The sequence below is a fragment of the Sporosarcina limicola genome, assembly GCF_014873855.1.
In the GTDB taxonomy this organism is placed as follows: Bacteria; Bacillota; Bacilli; order Bacillales_A; family Planococcaceae; genus Sporosarcina; species Sporosarcina limicola.
In genome coordinates this window covers 33,032-56,754 of record NZ_JADBEL010000007.1, presented here as the reverse complement: position 1 = coordinate 56,754, position 23,723 = coordinate 33,032, and the positions used below count along the sequence as shown (strand labels likewise).

The following is a 23,723-nucleotide window of genomic DNA, read 5'->3' as shown; positions in this document are numbered from 1 at the left end:
TTTTAGGCTGAAGATCAATAGTCAATGAAAGGATCACCGTCCTTCAATGCAATGAAAGCATAGCGTCGTAAATGTTCTGTCAACTTAGAAATAGGCAAACCAACAACATTGTAATAATCCCCATCAATTTTATCGACAAGGAGCGCACCTGCCGACTGGATGCCATACGCACCGGCTTTATCCATCGGCTCCCCTGAATCGACGTAGGCATCAATCAGAACAGCATCTAATTCACGGAACGTGACACTAGTTTCAACTGAGAAAACACCAATTCCATCATTGATGTACATTGCGACGCCCGTTATTACTAAATGTGTCTTTCCTGAAAGCTCATTCAAAAATTGTTTTGCTTGTTCTTTACTTTTAGGTTTCGGATAAAGTTTCCCTTCATGTACAACAATCGTATCAGCTCCAATCACGATATCATTTGGGTGGATACTCGCAACCGCTTCTGCCTTTCTCGATGCAAGACTTCGTGCATATGCAGCAAAATCCCCACCCTCCAACTCGAGTTCTTCTGAAACGTTGCTTGGTACAACTGTAAACGGAATACCAATCATATTTAGTAGTTTTTTCCTGCGTGGTGAAGCTGAAGCTAAGATGACCCGCTTTGCAACTTTAAAATTCATCATAAATTCCCCCTTCGCCTAATCATATCGAATAAAAGACAAGGTGAAAATTGCGCTAAAAACGTGATAACTTAAATTTCAGCACTTTTCAGCAACTAAAACGTAATTTTGACGCATTTATCTGAACGGGAATAGTGTGATAATAGATGGAGTCTGATAATCTGTAAATCCTCTGTAAACGCCGTGATAGTAGCAATATTTTTTTTAAACTCTTTCAAATCACCCTCCTCTTCCCCCTTCTTTTTGGGACTGACCAATAATTTTATTTTGGAAACTTCTGTTTCGGTCATAATGTCTCTCAGTTTCCCAGCACCGATTGCTCCACAAGAGGTCATATCAACTGTAAAAGCTTTACGATATGTCCCCTCATATTTACTCACTTCAATTTCGTCTTCCGTCAAGCCAATTGCAGACCAAACAAAGTAATGGGCATTCGCTTGGACAACTGCCGCCTTCGAAAGAGAAGGATTTTCCGCGATGAATAAAGCGGCCGACTCCTGTGTAGAAAATACGCCATGTTGCTTCGCAAATAATTGCAATGGTTTTTCTGTAGCAGGTGCAGGTGATTTAATCGGTGCAGGACCGGATATCGCCAGCTCCTCTTCGGCTGTACCGACATCTCCCTTCCCTTTCATCCCGACAAGCAACAGGCCGATGATTGCGACTGCCGAAACACCAATAAGAACACCGTGTAGCATTGCCATAACTACAGTTACTTTTGAATAACGTTTTCCGAACTTCATTACTAACCACCCCGCTTTATCCAGCCATAGCGCCTAGAGACTCAGGGTCATAAGCCTACTAGGAGAGATTGAACTACATTCCTCCTACATGAGATAAAGAGCGCCTCTTCGTCCAGAGATGCACCCTTGCTACAGGTCGCAGCGAACCAAGGTTGACACCCTTTACTAACTTATGCCCGTAGCCCCTGAACTAAGCGCCCCAGATTTAGGGGGGTCGCTAAGGCGCTTACGCTTTTAATACAACCGTAGCAGAATGAAAATGAAAAAGAACAAGACGTATGTCGCCTTGTCCAAGGAAATTTATTGACTTAAAAGAACAGATTTCCATACCAAGCGACAAAATTAGCACCCCAGAAATAGGAAATGATAGTCGCTAAAGCAATGGAAGGACCGAATGGAATTGGCGTTTTACGTCCTTGACCACTGCTCTTTAAAAAAACCACACCCACGACGGATCCAATAACAGATGCTAAAAACAACGTTAAGAGTACTTTCACGGTACCGAGTACGAGTCCAAGGACAAAAAATAATTTAACGTCTCCACCACCCACGCCACCTTTCGACACTGCCATGATGATAAATAGTACACCAAAGCCCACTACCGCACCAAGGAGGCTGTCCCACCAAGGAGCAAGGGGAATTAATAGACGAAGTCCGAAGAGCGCCACAGCGAACGGGAAAAGCACTTTGTCTGGGATTAGCATATAAACTATGTCCGATACCGTAATGATGACAAGAAGCGACATGAATAATAGAGCAACAACGAGTTCCGCACTAAATCCAAGTATGTAAAATGACAACGCAAACAAAACGCCAGTTACATACTCCATAAACGGATAAACCGCACTGATTTTTGATCCACAGCCTCTGCATTTGCCTTTTAGAAATAAATATGAAAAAACCGGCACGAGGTCAAACACCCCAAGCCTCCGGTCACATGTCGTGCAACGGGAAGGAGGGGAAATGATTGATTCCTTTTTCGGCAAACGTAAACCGACAACGTTGAAAAAAGAACCGAAAACAATGCCATAGAGGAAAAACAAAGTCATGATGACGATTGTCATTATGCACCCCTGTTTTCAATCCCTGAATTGAAAGGCGTCGGATTATTTTTTCTTGCCAAAAGTGGTGCATCGTTTTTTGATGCTTCAGGTTGCAGATTGACCAGATTTGGATGATAAAATGTATCGAATAAGACCATCATTTTCATCGACTCCACTTCGGTTTTCTGCCTACTCTTTTCTTCCGGGTTATCGGTATCCTTTGCAAGGTCAAGACATCGATTCCAGATTTCACCCGCTACCCGATTGCATTCGAACAAGCGCTCAAACATGAGCTTACCCGTTCGAAACGGCATTTTCATCACACGCATCATCCACCCCACCTACCAATCACACGTTCTCCAATTTTATTATAACAGAACATTTGATTAGTTACTAGATTGGAAAATAAAATACAAATAAGCATTCATCTCCGACCTAAATCCAATCGATTTTGGGGTAGGAGAATTATGTCCTGTGTACCCTGGTTATTTAATTTTACTAAACGCCCATTTCCTATCTGCTTAATATGCCATTCGTAATACTTATGGCATATTAGGCAGATAATTAATATTAAATTAAAATTAGTATTGAAGATACTAAAACAGACCAACTTCTCGATCTATTTTAGTCAATTCTATTATTATTGCGTTTTGATCAATCAATCCCTATAAACGCCAACCCGATTCCGTCCTGCCTGTTTGCCTCCAATATATAATGCTCGATCAGCATTTCGCAACAGCATTTTTGCGTCTTTTGCATCTTCAGGAACATTGGCGACACCGATACTAACAGTCATTTGTACATGAACAGGTTCCCTCGCTTCGGAAAGGTCAGGAATGATACGAAATGCGGATGACGCTACTTCTTTCCGGATCTGCTCAGCAAACGTAGCGGTTTCACATTTCCTATAATTAGGTAAAAGAATAACAAACTCTTCTCCCCCATATCTTGCAAGCGTGATATTCGATCCTACATAGATCTTAAGTTTTTTCGCAAGCGCAAATAAAAGATCATTGCCGCTTTGATGCCCATACATGTCATTAATCGATTTGAAATGGTCGATATCTATCATGATAATGGAAAGAGATTGAATTTCGCCTGTATGAAATCGTATCATCTCCTCATCTAATTTCTCGTCCAGATAACGGAAATTATGTACCTTCGTCAATGCACAAGTTTCACTTTGTTTGACGGTATTTTCATAATAACGTGCTTTTACAAGCGATGTTGCCAAATAACCTGTCAAGACATCGATGATTTTCATTTCAAGTGCTTGGAATACATTTCTTCTATTTGAAGCAAGGACGAGAAAACCTTCCGTCTTCTGATTTCGTTTAATAGGCGAAGTCATGACGCTTTCCACCGATTGTGGGAATGCGAAGTATTTCAATACATTAGCTTCCTTTTTAGTCGCAAAAATTTTTGTGATATTAGCATCAAGGCCATCATCTTCAAATTTTTTCGAAGCAATCGAGAAATTTTTCACTACTTTTGAAACAACATCATCCTCATACCCCATCAATATGATAAGCTGTTCATACTCCAAATAATCCAGCACATAAGCTTGATCAAAGGGGACAACATCTTTCAATTTGACGATAAAAGTCTTAAGGACATCATCGAATCCAAGCCTATCCGCGAGTTCGCGACCAATTACCGTTGCAGAAGACAATTTATCATTCAAATTATTCGACTGATTATACATTCTTGTAATCAACAAAACGAGTAAAAATGGTATACCAATCAACAGCAATGATTTATTTCCGAAATGGTTATACAAAAAATAAAGAGAGATGCTAAACGGCAGTAAAAAAATTGTTGAAATAAAATCCCACGCTACAAATTTCTCTCTTAATGAATAGGTTCCAAATTCAAAATGTAAATATGCCTGTAGCAAAATACTATTTATAACTGTGTAACTCACTGCATATAGAAGGCCAAACAGGCATATGTGCATAAAATTCAATGTACCAATTATGCCCCCAGCAGAGTGGAAAATGGCCCCACTCGCTAAAGATACGAGTGTGAAAAGTAAGGAATTCACAAGAAAACGGTGACTTATTGGTGTTTCAGTTTTTCGGCTGAAAAGTAAAATAAACATCGCAATTTGCGTGAAAACCAATTCAGCAAACAGACCATATTGAAAGAATACCGTAAATGTAATCCATCTTTCTAATGACATTGTAACGTTTCGGAATCTGAGAGGGAGGAACATCGTAATGAATAGAACGACACATAGAAAAGCGCTATTTGCCCATTCAATTTCCAAAGAAGGGAAGTAAGTATACGCACTATAAAATCCAAAAGGAGCAACCAGAATCCATGAAAAAAAAACGATGAAACGTTGCTTTTTTAAATCCAACAAATCCTCCCACCTCCCAACAATACTTTATTTTACATATTCCGCTACCCGATTTCTCCCAGCCTGTTTTGCACCAATATAGAGTGCCCGGTCCGCATTACGCAGTAACGCCATCACTTCGTCTGTGTCTTCTGGAATAGATGAAACACCAATACTAGATGTGATTTGTACAACAAGTGGACACTTATCTTCGGAAAGATCCGGGATTATTGTAAATGCATGCTTACTGATCTTCGCACGGAGCTTTTCCGCGAATTCGACTGCTTCATTTTTCACCATATCCGGTAATATAAAGACGAACTCTTCACCACCATACCGACCGACCGTTCCTCCTTCTGGAAGTGCTTTTTCTATTTTCTTTGCAAACAGACAAAGAATATCGTTTCCGCATTGGTGTCCATAATTATCGTTCACTTTTTTAAAATGATCGATATCGAGCATCACGACGGATAAGTTTGTAATCATATTGTTTTTCAAACGGTCCTTTTCGTAATGGAGCTTTTTCTCTAGATATCTATAATTATAAAGTTTCGTTAGTGCACAACGTTCATTTTTCGTCACCATTTCTTCCATATATCTTACTTTTTCCACCGACACAGCAAAATATGAACAGAGCAAATCTAAAATCTTTAATTGATAGTCTGCAAAGGCTGATTTTTTCTTAGAAGCAAGTAACAAGACAGCTTCTATTTTTTGATTTCTTGTAATAGGGACACATAGGATACTTTGCATATCGCCCGGTGCTTTGTCTTTTGAAATCATTTCCCACTCTTTCCTTTTTGAATAGATGACCGAGTGATTTTTCTTGAGAACGAACCCCGCAATACCTTGACCAACTGACAACAAGCCGAATTCAATGTCAATGAGTTCTTTATGTTCATAAGAACAGACGAGCTCAAGCCATCCTTCTTTATGATCGAAAAGATAAGCATATTCTGCATCAAACATATCCGAAACTTTTATGACAAACTGCTCGATAACTTCTTGTTCTGACAACAGACCGGATAGTTCAGTCCCAATATCGCCTGCTTGCTGTAAGTAAACATTAATTTTTTCGGAATTACTATAAAGACGAACAACAAACGTAATAAAAAAGAATGGAATGCCCAGTAGAAGAAAAGCACCACTTCCAACCAATTGGAGTAAAAAGTAAAATGTCAAGGACAACGGTAAAACGATTAGTACAACTGCATATTCAGCCAGCAACTCTTTTGAATTAAAAGGGGTCGTCTTTTTTCTATATGTTGCATATAATTTCAACAATAAATCATTGAAGACTTTGTGAACAAGCTGATAGCAAAAAACAGCTAAGACAACAGAATAAAAATCAACTAGTCCAACTTCTCCGCCTACGAGATCAAAGAAAAAGGCTGCAGTGATAGATAATATGAAAAACAATATGGAATTAAGAAAAAGTCGGCGTATGATTGATGATAGGTTCGGACTATTTAAAAAAAAAGCTAAAAGTGAGATTTGCATTGTAATGATTTCGACGAAAAGTCCATGCATTAAAAAAACAGGCACCGTCACCCACATGACAAGAAAAACGGGCTTTCCATTTCTCATAATCGGGAAATAGAGCGTTAAAAAACCACAGAATATAAAAATCATTACCTGAAACCAGTTTACTTCCCCTAATGGAAAATTCACAAACACATAAATCGATCCAGGCGGAACGATAAATAACCATACAATGAAATAGCATATAGTCGATCTATTTACACTTCCCATTAAGTAATCCGCTCCCAATCTTATAAGTCGAAATAAATAGAACGAATATAAACTTCATCAAAGAAAACTAAGTCTGTCATATTTCCCTATTACTTTTTTAATTATTCCCCCTGTTGGTTCATTAGACTTGACACCAAATATAACGACCCTGTTACTATCCTCATTGTTTTCTCTTCGTTTAATAGTATCATAGTATCATCCAAATGATTTGTCACCCTTTTTTTATTGTGATTGCAATATTTTAACATTTCTTTCCCATCCTCAGCTTGTGGATGGGCGAATGTTAAAAAGGTGAAAGATGCTGCGACAGGTACAAGTTCGTTCAGTGTGTTCTCAATGTCTTTTCCTTTCAACATACCAATGATGAAATCTACTTTTTCACCCGGAAATTCCATTCGAATCGTTTCTGCCAATACTTTTGCAGCCGCGGGATTATGCGCCCCATCCACGAAAACACCAGGTGAAATTTCTTGGAAGCGATGGCCAAGTTCGACTGTAGCAAGAGCGTTGACAACCCCTTTTTCACAAAGCTCAATACCAGCCGCCAAGAGCGACTCTATCGCAACTGCTGCATTCATAGCTTGATGTGGCCCTTTCATCTTCCGACTAGTCAAACGATACGTTTCAGCCCCTTTAAATACTTCACTATCTGTGTTATCCATCCTGAAATCCATTCCGTAGATAGTTAGCTGACTTTCCTTTTCCATTGCTACACGTCGTATAACTTGTAGTGATTCTTCTTGCATAGGCCCAATCACGACTGGTATTCCTTTTTTTATGATTCCTGCTTTGTGGTCGGCAACCTCAACTAACGTAGTTCCAAGAAATGCCGTGTGTTCGAGTGCAATGGATGTAATCACAGAAATGAGCGGTGTCACAACATTCGTGCTGTCAAGCGTCCCACCCATCCCTGTTTCAATCAGTGCATAATCTGGCGCAAGTCGCTTGAACGTGCAAAAGGCGGCCACAGTCAATAATTCGAAGTCTGTCAGTAAACCACTTAAGCCAGCTTCTTTCATTTCCTTAAAAGATGCATGTAGTTCATCTTCAGAAATCGGGTGACCATTAAGGCGAATTTGGTCATGAATATCGATGATTGCAGGCGATGAAAAAACACCCGTGGAAAACCCGTTTTCCTTTAGAATTGCTTCCATAAAAGCGATTGTTGATCCTTTGCCATTTGTTCCTGAGACATGAATGATTTTTAACTGTTTTTCGGGATTCCCCAATTTCACGAGTGCATCTTGAACTGCTTCCAGCCCCGGTTTAATAGAATCATCGCTTTCTATTTCCCATCTATTTTTATAAACGTCCAATTTTGGAATCAAATTAAGTCCCCCGTATGATAGAATTTGTTTATGAAAAGTATAACATGGCCGGAGGAATCTCAATTGCAAATTTGCTGGGTGATTTATAATGGAAGTTTAACAAGCGATAAATTCAAAGATCAGGCGGAACTATTGAAGGAAGCGGCGGAACGCGCAGGTTTGCATGCCCTATTAAAGAAAAATTATGATGTGATGATGGATTTGACTACCCCACTTGAAGGACGTCCAGATTTCGTCGTTTTTCTTGATAAAGATATTTTATTGGCAGAGTTCCTACTGAACGCCGGGATTCCAGTATTCAACGATCCCGCTGTTATTGAAACGTGTGATAACAAAGCGAAACAATATCTCCAACTAGCGAAGCATGGAATTTCAATGCCAGAAACGATTATCGCACCAAAAGTATATCCTTCATTCACAATTCGGGATTCTGGGTACTATGAACAAGTTCTTGCGCGTCTTGAGCTTCCGATGATTATTAAAGAAGGTCACGGTTCATTCGGCATGAAAGTATATTTGATTGAAACGGAAGAACAGTTTTACGACAAGACGGATGCGTTGCGCGGGGTCGACTATGTATTTCAGAAGTTCATTGCGTCGAGCAGAGGGCGTGATATCCGGGTGAATATCGTGGGTGGGGAAATTGTTGCGGCGATGTATCGCTATTCCGAAACCGATTTCCGAGCGAACATTACGAATGGTGGCGTGGCTTCTGTTGTCGAGTTGACGGATGAACAGAAAGCACTCGCGATTCGAGCGGCGAAAGCAGTTGGTGCTGAGTTTGCGGGTGTTGATTTATTATTTGGAGCAAACGAAGAGCCACTCGTCTGTGAAGTGAATGCTGCAGCCCATATCAGAAATATCTATAACGTGACAGGTGTCAACGTTGCGGATGCGATGATCGCATATATTTTGAGGAAACTAGGATGAAGGGCTATGTCTATTATTCTAAAATAGAATCATGTCGAAATCAGGCGTTTATTGAAGATTTACAGATGGAAGCGAAGAGGATTGAGATTGATTTAAAATTGCTCATTGAGGATGAACAGCCGGATACCGATGCTGATTTCATCCTTTTCCGTAATCGTAATCCCGAGTTGGCGAAAAAATTCGAGATGGACGGTTTCACTTTATTGAACAGAGCTGAAGTGAATCGGATTGCGAACGATAAGTTAATGACTTTCGAGCTGGCAGCTGTTCTTGGCGTTCCGGCAGTGCCGACGGAGAGAATTCGGCACTTTGAGGAGATTTCCACTTATCCTTGTGTGTTGAAAACGGTAGATGGTCATGGTGGCAATGAAGTGTTTCTATGTACATCTGAAGCCAAGGCGAAAGTGTTTTTCCGACAGTTTGAAAGTCACAAGCTAATTGTACAGCCCTTCATCGAGTCAGGTGCGCAGGACGTACGGGTCTTCATGCTTGGTGATGAGGTGCTTGGTGCGGTGAAACGCACGGGAAATGGTTCGTTCAAATCGAATTATACGTTGGGTGGCACCGCGGAAAAGTATGTGCTTAACTTTTCGCAAACACAGGACGCGATTACAATTGCCAAGGCCGTAAAGAGTGATTATATCGGCATCGATTTCCTTCTATTGCCTGATGGAAGATGGATGTTAAATGAAATCGAAGACCCTGTCGGCGCGCGGTCGTTGTATGCCACGCATGATTTTTCAGTTGCGGAAAAATTGATGAGGTTTGTTTTGGGGAAGGTTTTTGGTCGGTGAATCGATCGCTTCTCCAAGTAAACAGTCGCTTGGCATATGGAATCGGTCGCTTCTCCAAGTAAACAGTCGCTTGGCATATGGAATTGGTCGCTTCTCCAAGTAAACAGTCGCTTGGCATATGGAATCGGTCGCTTCTCCAAGTAAACAGTCGCTTGGCATATGGAATCGGTCGCTTCTCCAAGTAAACAGTCGCTCGGCATATGGAATCGGTCGCTTCTCCAAGTATTCAGTCGCTTGGCACACTTAAATGGTCGTTTCCACAGTTAAATGGTCGTCCCATACTCACTCGGTCAATCCATATAAAAACAAACCCCATCACTCACACGATGGGGTTTTCTTCTGTAAATTAGATTTCCTTCAATTCTTGCATACTACGCTCGACTGCTGCGTATTTTTCTAGATAGTCCATTTCTTTGGCGCGTTCTTCTTCTACTACGGCTTCAGGTGCTTTTGACATGAATCGCTCGTTCGATAGTTTACCTTGAACGCGTTTCACTTCACTTTGCCATTTTGCCAACTCTTTCGTAAGACGAGCGATTTCGTCATCGATATTGAGCAATCCTTCTAATGGCAGGAATAATTCTGCGCCTGTAACAACTGCTGACATCGATTTACCTGGTGCAGTGATGCCTTTTCCGAGTGTAAGCGTTTCGGGATTACAGAAGCGCTCGATGTACATTCGATTTGATTCTAACACGGCGACTGTTGCATCGTCTTTTGTGGAAATGTAGAGTGGAACTTTTTTGCTCATTGGTGTATTTACTTCCGCACGGATATTCCGTACAGCACGGATAATGTCCATTAGCAATTTCATATCGGTTGCGCGGGATTTGTCCGTGAGTGATGCATCCGCCACCGGCCAAGCTGCGACAGTGATGGACTCTCCTTCATGCGGTAGGTTCTGCCAGATTTCTTCTGTAATGAATGGCATGAATGGGTGAAGCAAGCGCATCGTGTTGTCCAACACATAGGCAAGGACAGAACGCGTCATCTTCTTCGCCGCTTCATCTTCCCCGTACAATGGTAGTTTCGCCATCTCGATGTACCAGTCACAGAGATCATCCCAGATGAAGTTATAGAGTGCACGGCCCACTTCACCGAACTCATATTTATCGGCAAGCTTCGTCACTTGCTCAATGGTTTCATTCAACCGTGTTAAAATCCATGCATCTGCCACGGATTTTTTACCTGTAAGGTTTATTTCATCATAAGTCATGCCGTCCATATTCATCAATGCAAAACGGGAGGCATTCCAGATTTTATTGGCAAAGTTCCAGATGGCTTCCACTTTTTCATTCGAGTAGCGAAGATCTTGCCCAGGTGATGAACCTGTAGATAAGAAGTAGCGAAGTGAATCTGCGCCATACTTCTCAATAACATCCATCGGGTCAACGCCGTTTCCGAGTGATTTCGACATTTTCCGACCGTCTTCAGCACGTACAAGACCGTGGATGAGTACGTCTTTGAATGGACGTTGGTCCGTAAATTTAAGTCCTTGAAAAATCATACGGGACACCCAAAAAGCGATAATATCATAGCCTGTAACGAGTGCATCTGTCGGATAATAACGTTTGAATTCTTCGTTGTCGACGTCCGGCCAGCCCATCGTAGTGAACGGCCATAACGCGGATGAAAACCATGTATCGAGAACGTCATTATCTTGTGTCCAGTTTTCGCTATCGACCGGCGCTTCATGGCCAACATGTATTTCACCTGTTTCGTTATGGTACCATGCCGGAATACGGTGGCCCCACCATAGTTGACGCGAGATACACCAATCACGTATATTCCCCATCCATTGTAAATAAGTATTCTCAAATCGTTCTGGAACAAAAGTAACTTTATCCTCACCTTTTTGAAGCTGAATCGCCTCATTAGCAAGAGGTTGCATTTTGACAAACCATTGTGTCGATAAATACGGTTCCACAACAGCACCGCTACGCTCGGAGTGACCCACGGAGTGTAAATGCTCTTCAATTTTGAATAAAACACCCATCTCCTGCAAATCTTTGACGATTTCTTTACGGCATACGAAGCGATCCATTCCTTCGTATTTACCTGCAAGATTGTTCATAGATCCGTCTTCATTCATCACAAGGATTCGCGGTAGATTATGACGGTTACCGAGTTCAAAGTCATTTGGGTCATGTGCAGGCGTGATTTTCACTGCGCCACTTCCGAATTCCATGTCGGCGTAATCATCTGCAACAATTGGAATTTCTCGACCAACAATGGGCAGTTTAATCGTTTTGCCGATTAGATGCTTGTAACGCTCATCTTCTGGATGAACAGCGACTGCCGTATCGCCCAGCATAGTTTCTGGACGTGTCGTCGCAATTTCGATGCTGCCCGTTCCATCTGCTAGTGGGTAACGCATATGATAGAATGCACCCTGCACGTCTTTGTGAATGACTTCAATATCCGAAAGAGCTGTCTTCGTCATAGGGTCCCAGTTGATGATATATTCGCCACGATAGATAAGCTTTTTATTGTAAAGTGCTACGAATACTTCCTGCACGGCTTTTGAAAGTCCTTCATCCAATGTGAAGCGCTCACGTGAATAATCAAGGCCTAAACCGAGCTTAGCCCATTGTGCACGAATATGGCCTGCATACTCTTCTTTCCATTTCCAGGTTTCTTCAACAAACTTTTCACGTCCGAGATCATAGCGTGAAATCCCTTCTTCACGCAGTTTACCTTCAACGCGTGCTTGGGTTGCGATTCCTGCATGGTCCATCCCTGGAAGCCATAATGCATCATAGCCTTGCATACGTTTCATGCGCGTCATGATATCCTGTAAAGTTGTATCCCATGCATGACCGAGATGCAATTTCCCTGTCACATTCGGTGGTGGAATGACGATTGTGTACGGTTCTTTATCACTTTTAGGCTGTGCTTCGAAAAATTTCCCTTGAATCCACCATTCGTAACGACCTGTTTCAATTGCCTGTGGATCGTATTTTGTTGGCATTGACAATTCTTCATTTGACATGGTATTTCCTCCTTTAAATTTGGGCATAGAAAAAACTCCTGTCGTCTTAAAGGACGAAGGAGCTGTTCGCGGTACCACCTTTATTCGTGCATAGAAAAGACTATGCACCTCATACTTGTTTAACGGTTTCAAACCGGCTTTCGCTACTAAAAATGTTTTCCAAATGCCGAAAACATTTTGCTGCTTTTCATTCTGAAAACAGCCTTTTCACGAAAACTGCTCGTGGGTGACATTCGGCAAATCGTTTACAGGCCCTCTCACCACCGGCGCCCTCTCTTCAATAAACAAATTTACTTACTATCCCATTCATCGCATCACTATTCAGTTGCTACAATTGTAACTGAATAGCGAATCGTGCGTCAAGTACATTACGAAAGGATTGTGACATGAGAAAAGGATATAACCCTTATTTACTTCCACCCTGGCTGCGGAAATGCAGATTTTATTGCAAAGGAATCATTATCCCGATTTGTATTTTCGAGTTACTGCGGTTACTATTTTTCCCCACGACAGGTGATTTCCTGCTACTCTGTTTGCTTTGTGGTTTAGCTTTTATTTTGCACAAGAACATCATTTAGCTGAAAGCTTTTTGTCGTTACCCCATCTTCCAGCCCTGCAATGAATGACAGTACCTCGTCCGTTTCGTTGAATGAAGTGCTGTCGTATGTCGCAATTGGCGTCTCGATTACAGCTTGGGCAACTTCGTTCGTCACAAGGACGACAGGTTCATTTAAAACAATCGGATCATCTTGAACAACGAGTTCGTTTTGAACGCCCAAATCATCTTGAACGACGAGTTCGTTTTGAATGCCCGGAACATCTTGAACGACGGGTTCGTTTTGAACGACTAGTGCATCTTGGACGATGGGTTTGTCTAGAACAATCGGGTCATCTAAGGCAACTGACTGTTTATATGAACATTCTACATTCCAGACGACGCTGAAAGCACCTTGTCCGTCCGGTTCACCTATTACAGTAGTGGTCACAACTTGTAACGGACTTTCTACTTCAGGCGGTAAGTCAATATGCAGCGGGACTGCGTACTCAAAATAGCCAACTTTTTCATTCAGTTCGACATCATCGATGAGGACAGCCGTATCCTGGTATCCTTCTACCCGCTTCCCCTCTTCAAATTCAATATCTGCCGCAATATGGTAAATACCTGTAAGACGAACTGCATCCTCCGTTCGCTCTTCTGTAAATCGCGGTGTGACGGTAATCGATTCTGTTCCGGCAGGTAGACCTGCCTGTTCCGGGAAAATAAAATCCTCCTGCATTTCCCACTGTTTTTTCTCCATATTCGTCCCCTCCTTCTATTCCTTCACAAATAAGTGTATGCACGATTGCGGACAAGTAGAAGAGGAGATTGATTGGATAGTTTTCGGGGGGCGTGGTTTAATCACCGCCTTGTGATGGGTTATCACCGCCTTGCCATGGGTTATCACCGCCTTGCCATGGGTTATCACCGCCTTGCCATGGGTTATCACCGCCTTGCCATGGGTTATCACCGCCTTGCCACTGGTTATCACCGCCTTGCCACTGGTTATCACCGCCTTGCCATTAAATGTATGAAAACCACCCACTCCCCATCAAAAAAGAGCACCATCCGTCAACTATCGACGAATGGCACTCTCTTCTATAGAATTAGTTAGTGAGCTTTGCAAATACTGTATGGAACGCGGTGATTGTCGTCGCGATGTGCTCTTCTGTATGTGCGGTTGATAAAAACATTCCTTCGAACTGTGAGGGCGGGAGGAAAATGCCCTCTTCCGCCATTAAGCGGTAGTACTCTGCAAACATCTTGAGGTCAGATGACTTTGCTTTATCATAATCCGTAACTTTTTCGTCTGTAAAGAAGAAACCGATCATTGAGCCTGCACGGTTAACTGTGTGCGGGATGTTGTATTTCGAAGCTGCTTCACGGAAACCGGCTTCAAGCTGATTACCCAGCTTGATGAAGTGGTCGTAGGATGCAGGTGTTAGTTTTTTCAGCGTCTCGATTCCGGCTGTCATCGCAAGTGGATTTCCCGACAATGTGCCTGCTTGATAGACCGTTCCCGCAGGTGCGATATGTTCCATAATTTCACGCTTACCACCGTACGCGCCAACAGGAAGTCCGCCGCCAATTACTTTACCTAGGCATGTAATATCGGGTGTGACGCCGAAATAACCTTGTGCACAGTTGTAGCCCACGCGAAAGCCAGTCATTACTTCATCGAAAATGAGGAGTGTGCCGTTGTTCTCAGTTAACTCACGCAATCCTTCAAGGAATCCTGGCTCAGGAGGGACAACTCCCATATTGCCTGCGACAGGTTCAACGATAACTGCGGCCAAGTCAGCCCCATGTTGGTCGAATACGACTTTAACGCTCTCCAAGTCATTGTAAGCCACTGTGATTGTGTTTTTCGCCACAGATTCAGGTACGCCAGGGCTATCCGGTAATCCAAGTGTTGCAACGCCCGATCCCGCTTTGATGAGTAATGAATCACCGTGGCCATGGTAGCAACCTTCGAATTTCAAGATTTTATCGCGCCCTGTAACGCCTCGTGCCAAACGCAATGTACTCATTGTCGCTTCTGTTCCGGACGATACCATACGAATCATCTCGATTGACGGCACGCGGTCAATGACTAGCTGTGCAAGTTCATTCTCAGCTAACGTGGGTGCGCCGAAGCTTGTGCCCGTTTCAGCGACACGCTTGATACCTTCAACGACGTCTGGATCCGTGTGACCAAGAATGAGCGGTCCCCATGACAGGACGTAATCGATGTATTCATTGCCATCGATATCTGTAATTATGGCCCCTTTTCCACTGTGCATGAAAATCGGATCCATATTCACTGATTTAAAGGCACGAACAGGCGAGTTCACGCCGCCTGGCATAAGGTCCACAGCTTCAGTGAAAGCCTTTTTTGAGTTATCATAACGTCTATCCATTTATTTCTCCCCCAACCAGCGCGCGGCGTCTTTTGCATGGTACGTCATAATAAGATCCGCACCTGCACGCTTCATACTTGTCAACGTTTCAAGAACAATCGTTTTTTCATCAACCCAACCGTTTAGGGCTGCCGCCTTCACCATCGCATACTCGCCACTTACGTTATAAGCGACAACCGGCAACGAGAATGAATTTTTCACATCGCGCACGATATCGAGATACGAAAGTGCAGGCTTGACGATAAGGAAATCCGCGCCTTCCATGACATCTGATTCTGCCTCCCGCATCGCTTCAATCCGATTTGCTGGATCCATCTGGTACGTCTTCCGATCTCCGAATTGAGGAGCGGAGTCCGCAGCATCACGAAACGGTCCGTAGTATGCGGAAGCATATTTTACTGCATAGGACATGATTGGAATATCGATAAATCCTGCCGCATCCAAGCCTTGGCGAATTGCGGCGACAAATCCATCCATCATATTCGAAGGTGCAATGATGTCAGCACCCGCTTCCGCTTGGCTCACTGCTGTACGCGTTAAGAGGTCAAGTGACGGCTCATTTAACACTTTTTCGCCTTCCACAACGCCACAATGTCCATGATCCGTATACTCACATAGACAAGTATCTGCAATGATGACAAGCTCCGGATGATGTTCCTTCACAAAACGGATTGCTTGTTGTACGATACCGTGATCATGATAAGCTCCTGTACCCACCGCATCTTTTTCAGTCGGGATGCCAAACAGGATAATTGCCGGAATACCCAGTGATACAACTTCATCAATTTCAGTGGCCAGTCGATCCAGTGACAGTTGAAAAACACCAGGCATCGAAGAAACCTCATTTTTCACATCTTCCCCTTCGACCACAAAAACCGGGTAAATTAAATCCTCTTTCCGTAAAACAGTTTCTCGTACCATTGAACGCAAAGTAGCTGAATTACGTAGACGGCGATTACGTCGAAATTGTAAATTATCCACTGTTATCCTTCCTTCCGTCCCGCCAATTTTTTGACGAGATCTACAAGTGTATATGTATCGGGTATGACGTGAACCGGGCCACCTGCTTCAAAAAGTGCCTGTTCCGTCATATGCCCGATTGCACCAATCGTGTAACCGTCCCACCCTGTATGTGGAGCGACTTCTTTGGCGAATACGTCCACCGCCGAAGGACTTGCGAACAAGACATTTAAACGCTCTTTCTGTTGCACTAAATCAACGAGTGACTCGATGGAATCACCTGCTCGCTCCGTCGTATAAACCGTCCATTCATCGACTTCAAAAGGAAGTTCCTCTTTAATCGTAGTCCCCGCAATGGATCCGCGAAGAAATAAGAGACGACGCAGATTTTGTTCAGTTGGATTAAATTCCTTAACAAACGTATCCGCACTGAACACCGTGGGAATGAAATCGACTGTAAATCCCAGTTTTTCAAGCGCTTTAGCTGTGCGCGAACCTACTGCAGCAATTTTTCTCGCAATAAATTCTGGAGAAACATTATGACGTACAAGCTTTGCACCAAACGCAGTGACAGCACTCTGGCTTGTGAAGATGAGCCAGTCATACGTCGGACAGGCTTGTAGACGAAGTTCATCCGTCGTTTCTCTCAACTCCGCAACCTGGATAAGGGGTAACGACACCGGCGAACCGCCATATTGTTTCACAAGTTCGAACACATCATCCGATTTTGGCGTCCCCGTAAAGATAACAGTCTCACCTTGTAACGGTTGACTGTTACGCATCCATTTCCGCCTTCACTTTCTCAATCACTTTAGAAGCCCCTTGGTCACGCAATGTTTTTGCGACTGCCTTCCCTACTTCAATCGGGTCAATATTTTTGAAGGTTTGCTTGAATATTTCCGTCGCATCCGGTGCAGCGATATAACCCGTTAGTTCAACTTCAGTGCCATCATACAGTGCAAAACCAGCAATCGGCACTTGGCAAGAACCATCCATTTCAGACAGAAATGTTCGTTCAGCTTCGACTTCTTTCCATGTTTTATCATCCGTTAATTTCGCCAGTTCTACGAGTAGTTCTTTATCGTCTACACGACATTCAATCGCCAACGCACCTTGACCTACAGCTGGAATACAATCTTCAACTGACATATATTCTGTGATGATATCCTCGCTCCAGCCCATACGCTTCATACCTGCGGCCGCAAGCAATATTGCATCGTATTCACCATCGTGTAACTTTTTCAAACGTGTATCAATGTTGCCGCGAATCCATTTGATATCTAAATCTGGACGCAACAGAAGCAATTGTGAACTCCTACGCAAGCTCGAAGTCCCGACAACAGCACCTACCGGCAAATCCATGAGTTTTACATGACCATTTGAGATGAATGCATCGCGGGCATCTTCGCGAGGTGGAATACAGCCAATTACAAGCCCTTCGGGAAGAACTGCCGGCATATCCTTCATGCTATGTACAGCAAAGTCGATTTCTCTATTGAACAGGGCTTGTTGGATTTCCTTAACGAAAAGCCCTTTACCTCCGACTTTCGACAACATAACATCGACAATTTGATCACCTTTTGTAACGATTTCTTTTACCTCAAACTCAAATGGTACACCCGTAGCTTTCAACTGTTCAATGAACCAGTTTGTTTGTGTCAACGCAAGTTTACTTCTTCTAGAACCTACTATGATTTTTCTCAATTAACTCTTCCTTTCAAACCGAAATCAAAACGAACACATACCTATATCCAAAAATGGAACTCGGATAATTTACTACCGAGGAAAAAATTAATTATGATAAATAGAAAAGCAAATACATTCGCCCAAGCATAGTCATTCCCTGTCAGTTTACCACTTCGTTGCAGAAATAATACAGAACCGTATACAGCTAGAATGAAAAATGAACCTAGGATTTTCACATCAAAAAACGACCATTTGTCCAAGGCTACATGGGCCCACTGCACACCCAAAATAAGACTTATAAGCAAGAAAGGAATCCCGATAAAGAGTGACGCTTTGATGCCTGTAGCTGCTTGTTGAAGTGATGGAAGTCGATTGAATTGTTTTGACCACTTCTTCTCCTTTAAAATCTTGTAGACAAGAAGATAGAGAATCGCCAATACAAACGACATCGCAAAAGCTGCGTAAGACAGAATAGCGAATGTGATATGGATGAATAAAAGTTCAGAAATGAGTGCATCCCCTATCGGCGATTGCTCTATTTGCATAGGTGCAAATGTATGAATCGTCATAAAAATGAAGCCGATGACATTCAAGAAGAACACTGCATGGCCTACTTTGTAAAAGAGATGCAGTACGATTGATAATGTAATGAGAAGCCATGCGTAAAAATAGATTCCTTCGAAAAGGGATAGCACCGGAAATCTTTTCATTTCGAAGATATACATGACGAGAAAAATTGTTTGCATTAGGTAGACAACAGACAAAGTCCAAAAAGCGCTTCGATGTGCTACTCGGTCTTTATTCAAATAATCGATGAAATAAAAGACGAGGCTCACTGCGTATAGAATAACCATCACTTCATGCAGCCTCGCCATCGTCATATCTGCCATGATAACCTCTCTGCCTTTCTAAGACAAAAAGAACGTCTCCCTGCATCCATTGTATATCCTACCATACAGATGCGGAAACGCCTCTTTGACAAGCATTCAATATGTCAAACCCGGTTGTGCCGTAGCATTTTTTTCCGCTCTGACCCTCAATCGTTCTTTCGCCTGTTTCTCAAGCGTTTCTTTCTCGAGCAATACTTCTTCATCGATGCCGAAAATTTGCTGGAACAACTCCAGTTTTTCAACTGCTTTCGAATCCATGGCCAGTTCTTTCGCCTGCAGGATTGGATCCTTCAGAAGTTGATTGACAATCGATTTCGTATGCTTACTTAATATTTTCTTCTCGCGTTCTGTTAAATCCGGCATCTTATTTTCGATACTGGCCATCGTTTCTGATTGGATGCGATGCGCTTTTTGACGGAGTGCTGAAATGACTGGTACGACCCCAAGTGTTGCAACCCATTCTTTGAATAACATAATTTCACGTTCAATCATAATGCCGATTTCTTCAGCAGCACGCTTTCTTTCAGCGAGGTTTGCCTCGACAATCCCTTGCATATCATCAATATCGTAAAGGAACACATTTGGCAAATCGCCAATACGCGGATCTAGATCGCGCGGTACTGCAATATCAACCATAAAGATGGGTCTCCCTTTACGGAGCTTCTCGACAAACTGCATGAGTTCATAATCGATAACAAAACCAGTTGCTCCAGTCGAACTAATCAGGATATCTGCCTCAAGAAGTGTACATTGCAGCTCCTGGATAGATTTTGCAACGCCACCGAATTTCTCCGCAAGTTCTTCCGCTTTCGCCAGTGTCCGGTTGATGACCGTCACTTTTCCCGCACCGCTTCCATGCAAGTTTTTAATCGCAAGTTCACCCATTTTACCTGCACCAAGAATCGCAATATGCTTATGGTTTAATGAACCGAATATTTTCTTCCCGAGTTCCACAGCTGCATAGGAAACGGACACCGCATTCTCACCGATTGCTGTTTCAGAATGCGCTTTTTTGGCTAATGTAACAGCCTGTTTGAAGAGTTCATTAAAAACCGTACCTGTCGTACCGATTTCCTGAGCTTTCAAGAAACTATCACGCACTTGACCTAGGATCTGTGTCTCACCCAGCACCATAGAATCGATACCGGCAGTTACCCGCATTAGATGATCAATCGCTCCGTCATTTTCATGAATAATCAGATGCGCTGCTATCGAATCCAGGGGCATGTCGAACCAATCAGCCAGAAATTTCTTGACAAAATAACGCCCTGTATGAAGCTGATCGACAACCGCATAAATTTCAGTTCGGTTACATGTCGATAGGATTATATTTTCCAATATACTTTTTTGCTGTTGTAATGTTTGCATCGCCTGCGGCAGTTCTGTTTCAACAAAAGATAACTTTTCCCTTATTTCAACAGATGCCGTTCGGTGATTGACACCGACTACGATTGTATGCACCGGGTTTTCACACCTCTCACGTTCTATTTCATGCCCTCAATTATACCATACCATATACTATTTCTAGGAATAATATGTGAACAACGTATGACTATAATAGATCAGAAAACTATTTTAAAAATCATTCTTATTCTACGTGGTTACTTAGCGATTGATGACGAACATTTAAAATGCCAGCGATAAAAAAATCCGGAGACGACGTATCGTCAACCGGATTTCCTATTACATTCTACTCTCGATTTCTGCCCAAGCCTCATCCATGCCCATTCCCTTTTCAGCCGAAAAGATAAGCAATGGATCTTCTTTACGCATTTGCAGTTTTTCACGCACGATTTTCTTATGCTTGTCCCACTTCCCCTTTGGAATCTTATCCGCTTTTGTCGCAACGACAATCGCAGGGATATTATAGTGGTTAAGAAAATCATACATCGCACAATCGTCTACGGATGGTGCGTGTCGTAAATCTACAATTTGGATAACAGCGCGCAATTTTTCACTTGTTATAAAATATTGTTCAATCATTGGACCCCATGTTTCACGAGCCGACTTTGACACTTTAGCATAGCCATACCCCGGGACATCGACGAAAAATAATTGCTCTTCGATTTTATAGAAATTCAATGTTTGTGTCTTACCCGGTTTTGACGACGTACGCGCCAAACTCTTTCTGCCAATCATCTTATTGATGAAAGATGATTTTCCAACATTGGACCGGCCTGCAAGTGCAAATTCCGGGAATCCTTCTGTCGGATATTGTTCAGGTCTTACAGCACTCATGATCATTTCAACGTTATGGACTTTCATTTAGAATTTTCCTCCAATGCAATTTCGAGGACCTCTTCTGCGTCTGAAACGAGTTTGAATGTTAATTGCTCCCGGACGCTTTCCGGAATATCTTCGATGTCGCGCTCATTATCTTTTGGCAGGATGATGGTCGTCAAGCCCGCCCGATGAGCACTTAATGATTTTTCTTTCAAGCCGCCGATTGGTAAAACTCGCCCGCGAAGTGTGATTTCACCGGTCATGCCTACTTCTCGACGGATAGGTCGTTTGGTCAATGCAGATACTAGTGCTGTCGCAATTGTAACGCCTGCAGATGGTCCGTCTTTCGGAGTCGCACCTTCGGGAACATGGATATGAATATCACATGTCTCGTGGAAATTCGGATCGATTCCATATTCCTTTGTTTTCGAACGGACATAGGATAATGCGGTTTGGGCGGACTCTTTCATGACATCTCCCAGTTTACCCGTTAACAAGAGTTGTCCTTTTCCTGGCGATAACGAAACTTCAATCTGTAACGTATCCCCACCAACTTGTGTATAGGCAAGCCCTGTCGCTACACCAATCTGATTCACGGTCTCAGCCTGGCCGTATCTAAACTTCTTCTTCCCAATTAGCATTTCCAATGTTTTCGGACTAATTGAAAGGCTCTTCTTCTCACCTGTGACGATTATCTTCGCAGCTTTCCGGCAGATTCCTGCAATTTGCCGTTCCAACCCACGTACACCCGCTTCTCGTGTATAATACCTCACAATTTCCAAAATGGCCGGATCGCCGAAACGAACTTGTGATTTCGTCAATCCATGTTCTTTTAACTGCTTTGGAATTAAATGATTTTTTGCGATAGAGCATTTCTCAATCTCTGTATAGCCTGCGATTGAGATAATTTCCATACGATCACGGAGTGGACCTGGTATCACACTTAAATCATTCGCCGTTGCAATGAACAGGACATTTGATAAATTATACGCTTCTTCAATGTAATGGTCACTAAAAGAATGATTCTGTTCAGGGTCAAGCACTTCTAGCATCGCGGAAGATGGATCTCCTCGGAAATCATTGGACATCTTATCGATTTCGTCAAGAAGAAAGACAGGGTTAATCGTCCCCGCTTTTTTCATCCCCTGAATAATTCGGCCCGGCATCGCACCTACATAAGTTCGTCTATGCCCGCGTATTTCTGATTCATCGCGCACTCCACCAAGGGAAATGCGTACAAATTTCCTCCCTAGGGACTCGGCAATCGACCTAGCCAGCGAAGTTTTACCAACACCCGGCGGGCCATCTAAACATAAAATTGGACCACGCAAGGAATTCGTCAATTGACGTACGGCTAAATATTCCAGGATACGTTCTTTCACAGTTTCGAGCCCATCATGATCCCGGTTGAGGATCTCTTCGGAACGATTTATATTGAGCTGCTCCTCCGAAGCGTCAGACCATGGCAATGTGATAAGCCATTCGATATAGTTCCGAATAATACCACTTTCCGCAGCAGCGGATGGAATTTTTTCATATCTGTCAAGTTCACGCAAGGCAGCTTCCTTAACTTCTTTAGGCATACCGGCTTTTTCAATCTGCACCGTTAGCTCCGCTACCTCAAGCCCTTTTCCGTCTTTATCACCCAGTTCGGTCTGAATCGCTTTCATCTGCTCGCGCAAATAAAATTCTTTTTGCGTCCGCTCCATCGCTTCTTTCACACGTTCATTGATTTTTCGCTCAAGGTTAAGAACTTCCTGTTCATTGTACAGCCTACTGATCAACCACTCAAGCCGTTCATTAACATCCGTCATTTCAAGAACTTCCTGCTTCGCTATCAGTTTAAGCGGCAAATGAGAAGCAATCATATCAGCAAGTCTACCCGGTTCGACAATCGAAGCGACAGAATCATACGTCTCTTTCGTCACTTTCTTTGAAACTTTTGAGTATTTCTCGAAGTAGGTAAGCAATGTTCGCATCAAAGCTTCAGATTCCGCGCCCTTCTCATCACTATCCGGATAACTAGTCACTTCGACAACAGGATAGAGATCCGCTTCTTCATAGTTTGACCATTCAGCACGTTCGACACCCTCAATTAATATCCGGTTTGTTCCGTTTGGTAACTGGGTCATTGATTTCACCAAAGCCAACGTTCCGATAGTATACAAATCTTCCGGCTCCGGATTTTCATTACTGATATCCCGTTGGGTAGCGAGAAAAATTAGATTGTCCTGCGCAATTGCATGTTCAATGGCAAATACAGAGCGTTCCCTCCCGACATCAATATGTAAGACCATCGTCGGGTAAACAAGTAGCCCGCGAAGTGGTAGCAGTGGTATATTCTTCAACTTCTTTTTCGGCATGCGGAAGTCACCTCCATTTAAGTATGTATATCCAACTTTATCACTCACTATAAGTAGAAAAAGCTGACATCCGATGAGCGCAAATGCACGCTCGTCGTCGGAGTCAGCTTCA

The 23,723-nt window shown here is 42.9% G+C and carries 20 protein-coding genes and 1 other annotated feature; of the genes, 3 read left to right on the top strand and 17 right to left on the bottom strand.

Annotated features, from left to right (window positions below; all coding sequences use genetic code 11):
- Positions 1-14 precede the first annotated feature (14 nt).
- The 7 genes from H4683_RS08115 to H4683_RS08085 all read right to left on the bottom strand — a co-directional run bounded on the left by H4683_RS08115 (position 15) and on the right by H4683_RS08085 (position 7,836).
- Positions 15-629 carry a Maf family protein gene (locus H4683_RS08115; protein WP_192598355.1) on the bottom strand — a complete coding sequence of 205 codons (615 nt, stop codon included), beginning with the start codon at positions 627-629 and terminating at the stop codon, positions 15-17.
- Positions 630-724: 95 nt separating this feature from the next.
- Complete coding sequence (locus tag H4683_RS08110) at positions 725-1,372, bottom strand: hypothetical protein (RefSeq protein ID WP_192598354.1); 648 nt, start codon at positions 1,370-1,372, stop codon at positions 725-727.
- 308 nt (positions 1,373-1,680) lie between these two features.
- The gene (locus tag H4683_RS08105; protein ID WP_192598353.1) at positions 1,681-2,436 is read right to left on the bottom strand and encodes a prepilin peptidase; all 756 of its coding nucleotides are present in this window, start codon (positions 2,434-2,436) and stop codon (positions 1,681-1,683) included.
- Positions 2,436-2,744 carry a hypothetical protein gene (locus H4683_RS08100; RefSeq protein ID WP_192598352.1) on the bottom strand — a complete coding sequence of 103 codons (309 nt, stop codon included), beginning with the start codon at positions 2,742-2,744 and terminating at the stop codon, positions 2,436-2,438. The genes H4683_RS08105 and H4683_RS08100 overlap by 1 nt, the downstream gene beginning before the upstream one ends.
- Before the next feature lie 329 nt (positions 2,745-3,073).
- The gene (locus H4683_RS08095) at positions 3,074-4,780 is read right to left on the bottom strand and encodes a sensor domain-containing diguanylate cyclase (protein ID WP_192598351.1); all 1,707 of its coding nucleotides are present in this window, start codon (positions 4,778-4,780) and stop codon (positions 3,074-3,076) included.
- Positions 4,781-4,804: 24 nt separating this feature from the next.
- Positions 4,805-6,508, bottom strand: coding sequence for a diguanylate cyclase (locus H4683_RS08090; protein ID WP_192598350.1), 1,704 nt, complete (start codon positions 6,506-6,508; stop codon positions 4,805-4,807).
- A gap of 101 nt (positions 6,509-6,609) precedes the next feature.
- Positions 6,610-7,836, bottom strand: coding sequence for a bifunctional folylpolyglutamate synthase/dihydrofolate synthase (locus H4683_RS08085; RefSeq protein WP_192598349.1), 1,227 nt, complete (start codon positions 7,834-7,836; stop codon positions 6,610-6,612).
- A 63-nt stretch (positions 7,837-7,899) separates the two neighbouring features.
- Between H4683_RS08085 and H4683_RS08080 the strand changes: the two genes are divergently transcribed.
- Both H4683_RS08080 and H4683_RS08075 read left to right on the top strand, forming a co-directional pair.
- The gene (locus H4683_RS08080; RefSeq protein ID WP_192598348.1) at positions 7,900-8,766 is read left to right on the top strand and encodes an ATP-grasp domain-containing protein; all 867 of its coding nucleotides are present in this window, start codon (positions 7,900-7,902) and stop codon (positions 8,764-8,766) included.
- The gene (locus H4683_RS08075; RefSeq protein WP_192598347.1) at positions 8,763-9,560 is read left to right on the top strand and encodes an ATP-grasp domain-containing protein; all 798 of its coding nucleotides are present in this window, start codon (positions 8,763-8,765) and stop codon (positions 9,558-9,560) included. Before H4683_RS08080 ends, H4683_RS08075 begins: the two co-directional genes overlap by 4 nt.
- Before the next feature lie 346 nt (positions 9,561-9,906).
- Here H4683_RS08075 and H4683_RS08070 read toward each other — a convergent pair whose 3' ends face one another.
- Together H4683_RS08070 and H4683_RS08065 are read right to left on the bottom strand one after the other, a co-directional pair.
- Complete coding sequence (locus tag H4683_RS08070; protein ID WP_192598346.1) at positions 9,907-12,552, bottom strand: valine--tRNA ligase; 2,646 nt, start codon at positions 12,550-12,552, stop codon at positions 9,907-9,909.
- A 46-nt stretch (positions 12,553-12,598) separates the two neighbouring features.
- Positions 12,599-12,871: a binding site (T-box leader), on the bottom strand.
- Between the two features lie 226 nt (positions 12,872-13,097).
- Positions 13,098-13,850, bottom strand: coding sequence for a hypothetical protein (locus H4683_RS08065; RefSeq protein WP_192598345.1), 753 nt, complete (start codon positions 13,848-13,850; stop codon positions 13,098-13,100).
- Between the two features lie 72 nt (positions 13,851-13,922).
- On the opposite strand from H4683_RS08065, the gene H4683_RS08060 reads away from it, so the two are divergent.
- Positions 13,923-14,204, top strand: a complete 282-nt coding sequence (locus tag H4683_RS08060; protein ID WP_192598344.1) for a hypothetical protein — start codon at positions 13,923-13,925, stop codon at positions 14,202-14,204.
- Here H4683_RS08060 and hemL read toward each other — a convergent pair.
- The 8 genes from hemL to lon form a co-directional block, all read right to left on the bottom strand.
- Positions 14,197-15,489: a glutamate-1-semialdehyde 2,1-aminomutase gene (gene hemL / locus H4683_RS08055; RefSeq protein ID WP_192598343.1), complete on the bottom strand. Its 1,293-nt coding sequence runs from the start codon at positions 15,487-15,489 to the stop codon at positions 14,197-14,199. The genes H4683_RS08060 and hemL overlap by 8 nt on opposite strands.
- Complete coding sequence (gene hemB / locus H4683_RS08050; RefSeq protein WP_192598342.1) at positions 15,490-16,470, bottom strand: porphobilinogen synthase; 981 nt, start codon at positions 16,468-16,470, stop codon at positions 15,490-15,492. It lies immediately after the preceding gene.
- Positions 16,471-16,472: 2 nt separating this feature from the next.
- Positions 16,473-17,231, bottom strand: coding sequence for a uroporphyrinogen-III synthase (locus tag H4683_RS08045; protein WP_192598341.1), 759 nt, complete (start codon positions 17,229-17,231; stop codon positions 16,473-16,475).
- Entirely contained in the window at positions 17,224-18,153 is a 930-nt protein-coding gene (gene hemC / locus H4683_RS08040; RefSeq protein WP_192598340.1) for a hydroxymethylbilane synthase, read from the bottom strand. The genes H4683_RS08045 and hemC overlap by 8 nt, the downstream gene beginning before the upstream one ends.
- A gap of 41 nt (positions 18,154-18,194) precedes the next feature.
- Positions 18,195-19,025, bottom strand: coding sequence for a cytochrome C assembly family protein (locus tag H4683_RS08035; protein ID WP_192598339.1), 831 nt, complete (start codon positions 19,023-19,025; stop codon positions 18,195-18,197).
- Positions 19,026-19,121: 96 nt separating this feature from the next.
- Positions 19,122-20,486 carry a glutamyl-tRNA reductase gene (gene hemA, locus H4683_RS08030; protein ID WP_192598338.1) on the bottom strand — a complete coding sequence of 455 codons (1,365 nt, stop codon included), beginning with the start codon at positions 20,484-20,486 and terminating at the stop codon, positions 19,122-19,124.
- Positions 20,487-20,708: 222 nt separating this feature from the next.
- Positions 20,709-21,290 carry a ribosome biogenesis GTP-binding protein YihA/YsxC gene (gene yihA / locus H4683_RS08025; RefSeq protein ID WP_192598337.1) on the bottom strand — a complete coding sequence of 194 codons (582 nt, stop codon included), beginning with the start codon at positions 21,288-21,290 and terminating at the stop codon, positions 20,709-20,711.
- Positions 21,287-23,611 carry an endopeptidase La gene (gene lon, locus H4683_RS08020; RefSeq protein ID WP_192598336.1) on the bottom strand — a complete coding sequence of 775 codons (2,325 nt, stop codon included), beginning with the start codon at positions 23,609-23,611 and terminating at the stop codon, positions 21,287-21,289. Before lon ends, yihA begins: the two co-directional genes overlap by 4 nt.
- Between the last annotated feature and the right edge of the window lie 112 nt (positions 23,612-23,723).

Coding starts and splice junctions, on each gene's coding strand:
- H4683_RS08115 (WP_192598355.1), bottom strand. CDS start 629: ATGAATTTTAAAGTTGCAAAGCGGGTCATCTTAGCTTCAGCTTCACCA.
- H4683_RS08110 (WP_192598354.1), bottom strand. CDS start 1,372: ATGAAGTTCGGAAAACGTTATTCAAAAGTAACTGTAGTTATGGCAATG.
- H4683_RS08105 (WP_192598353.1), bottom strand. CDS start 2,436: ATGACAATCGTCATCATGACTTTGTTTTTCCTCTATGGCATTGTTTTC.
- H4683_RS08100 (WP_192598352.1), bottom strand. CDS start 2,744: ATGCGTGTGATGAAAATGCCGTTTCGAACGGGTAAGCTCATGTTTGAG.
- H4683_RS08090 (WP_192598350.1), bottom strand. CDS start 6,508: ATGGGAAGTGTAAATAGATCGACTATATGCTATTTCATTGTATGGTTA.
- H4683_RS08075 (WP_192598347.1), top strand. CDS start 8,763: ATGAAGGGCTATGTCTATTATTCTAAAATAGAATCATGTCGAAATCAG.
- H4683_RS08070 (WP_192598346.1), bottom strand. CDS start 12,552: ATGTCAAATGAAGAATTGTCAATGCCAACAAAATACGATCCACAGGCA.
- H4683_RS08065 (WP_192598345.1), bottom strand. CDS start 13,850: ATGGAGAAAAAACAGTGGGAAATGCAGGAGGATTTTATTTTCCCGGAA.
- hemL (WP_192598343.1), bottom strand. CDS start 15,489: ATGGATAGACGTTATGATAACTCAAAAAAGGCTTTCACTGAAGCTGTG.
- H4683_RS08045 (WP_192598341.1), bottom strand. CDS start 17,231: ATGCGTAACAGTCAACCGTTACAAGGTGAGACTGTTATCTTTACGGGG.
- H4683_RS08035 (WP_192598339.1), bottom strand. CDS start 19,025: ATGGCAGATATGACGATGGCGAGGCTGCATGAAGTGATGGTTATTCTA.
- yihA (WP_192598337.1), bottom strand. CDS start 21,290: ATGAAAGTCCATAACGTTGAAATGATCATGAGTGCTGTAAGACCTGAA.
- lon (WP_192598336.1), bottom strand. CDS start 23,611: ATGCCGAAAAAGAAGTTGAAGAATATACCACTGCTACCACTTCGCGGG.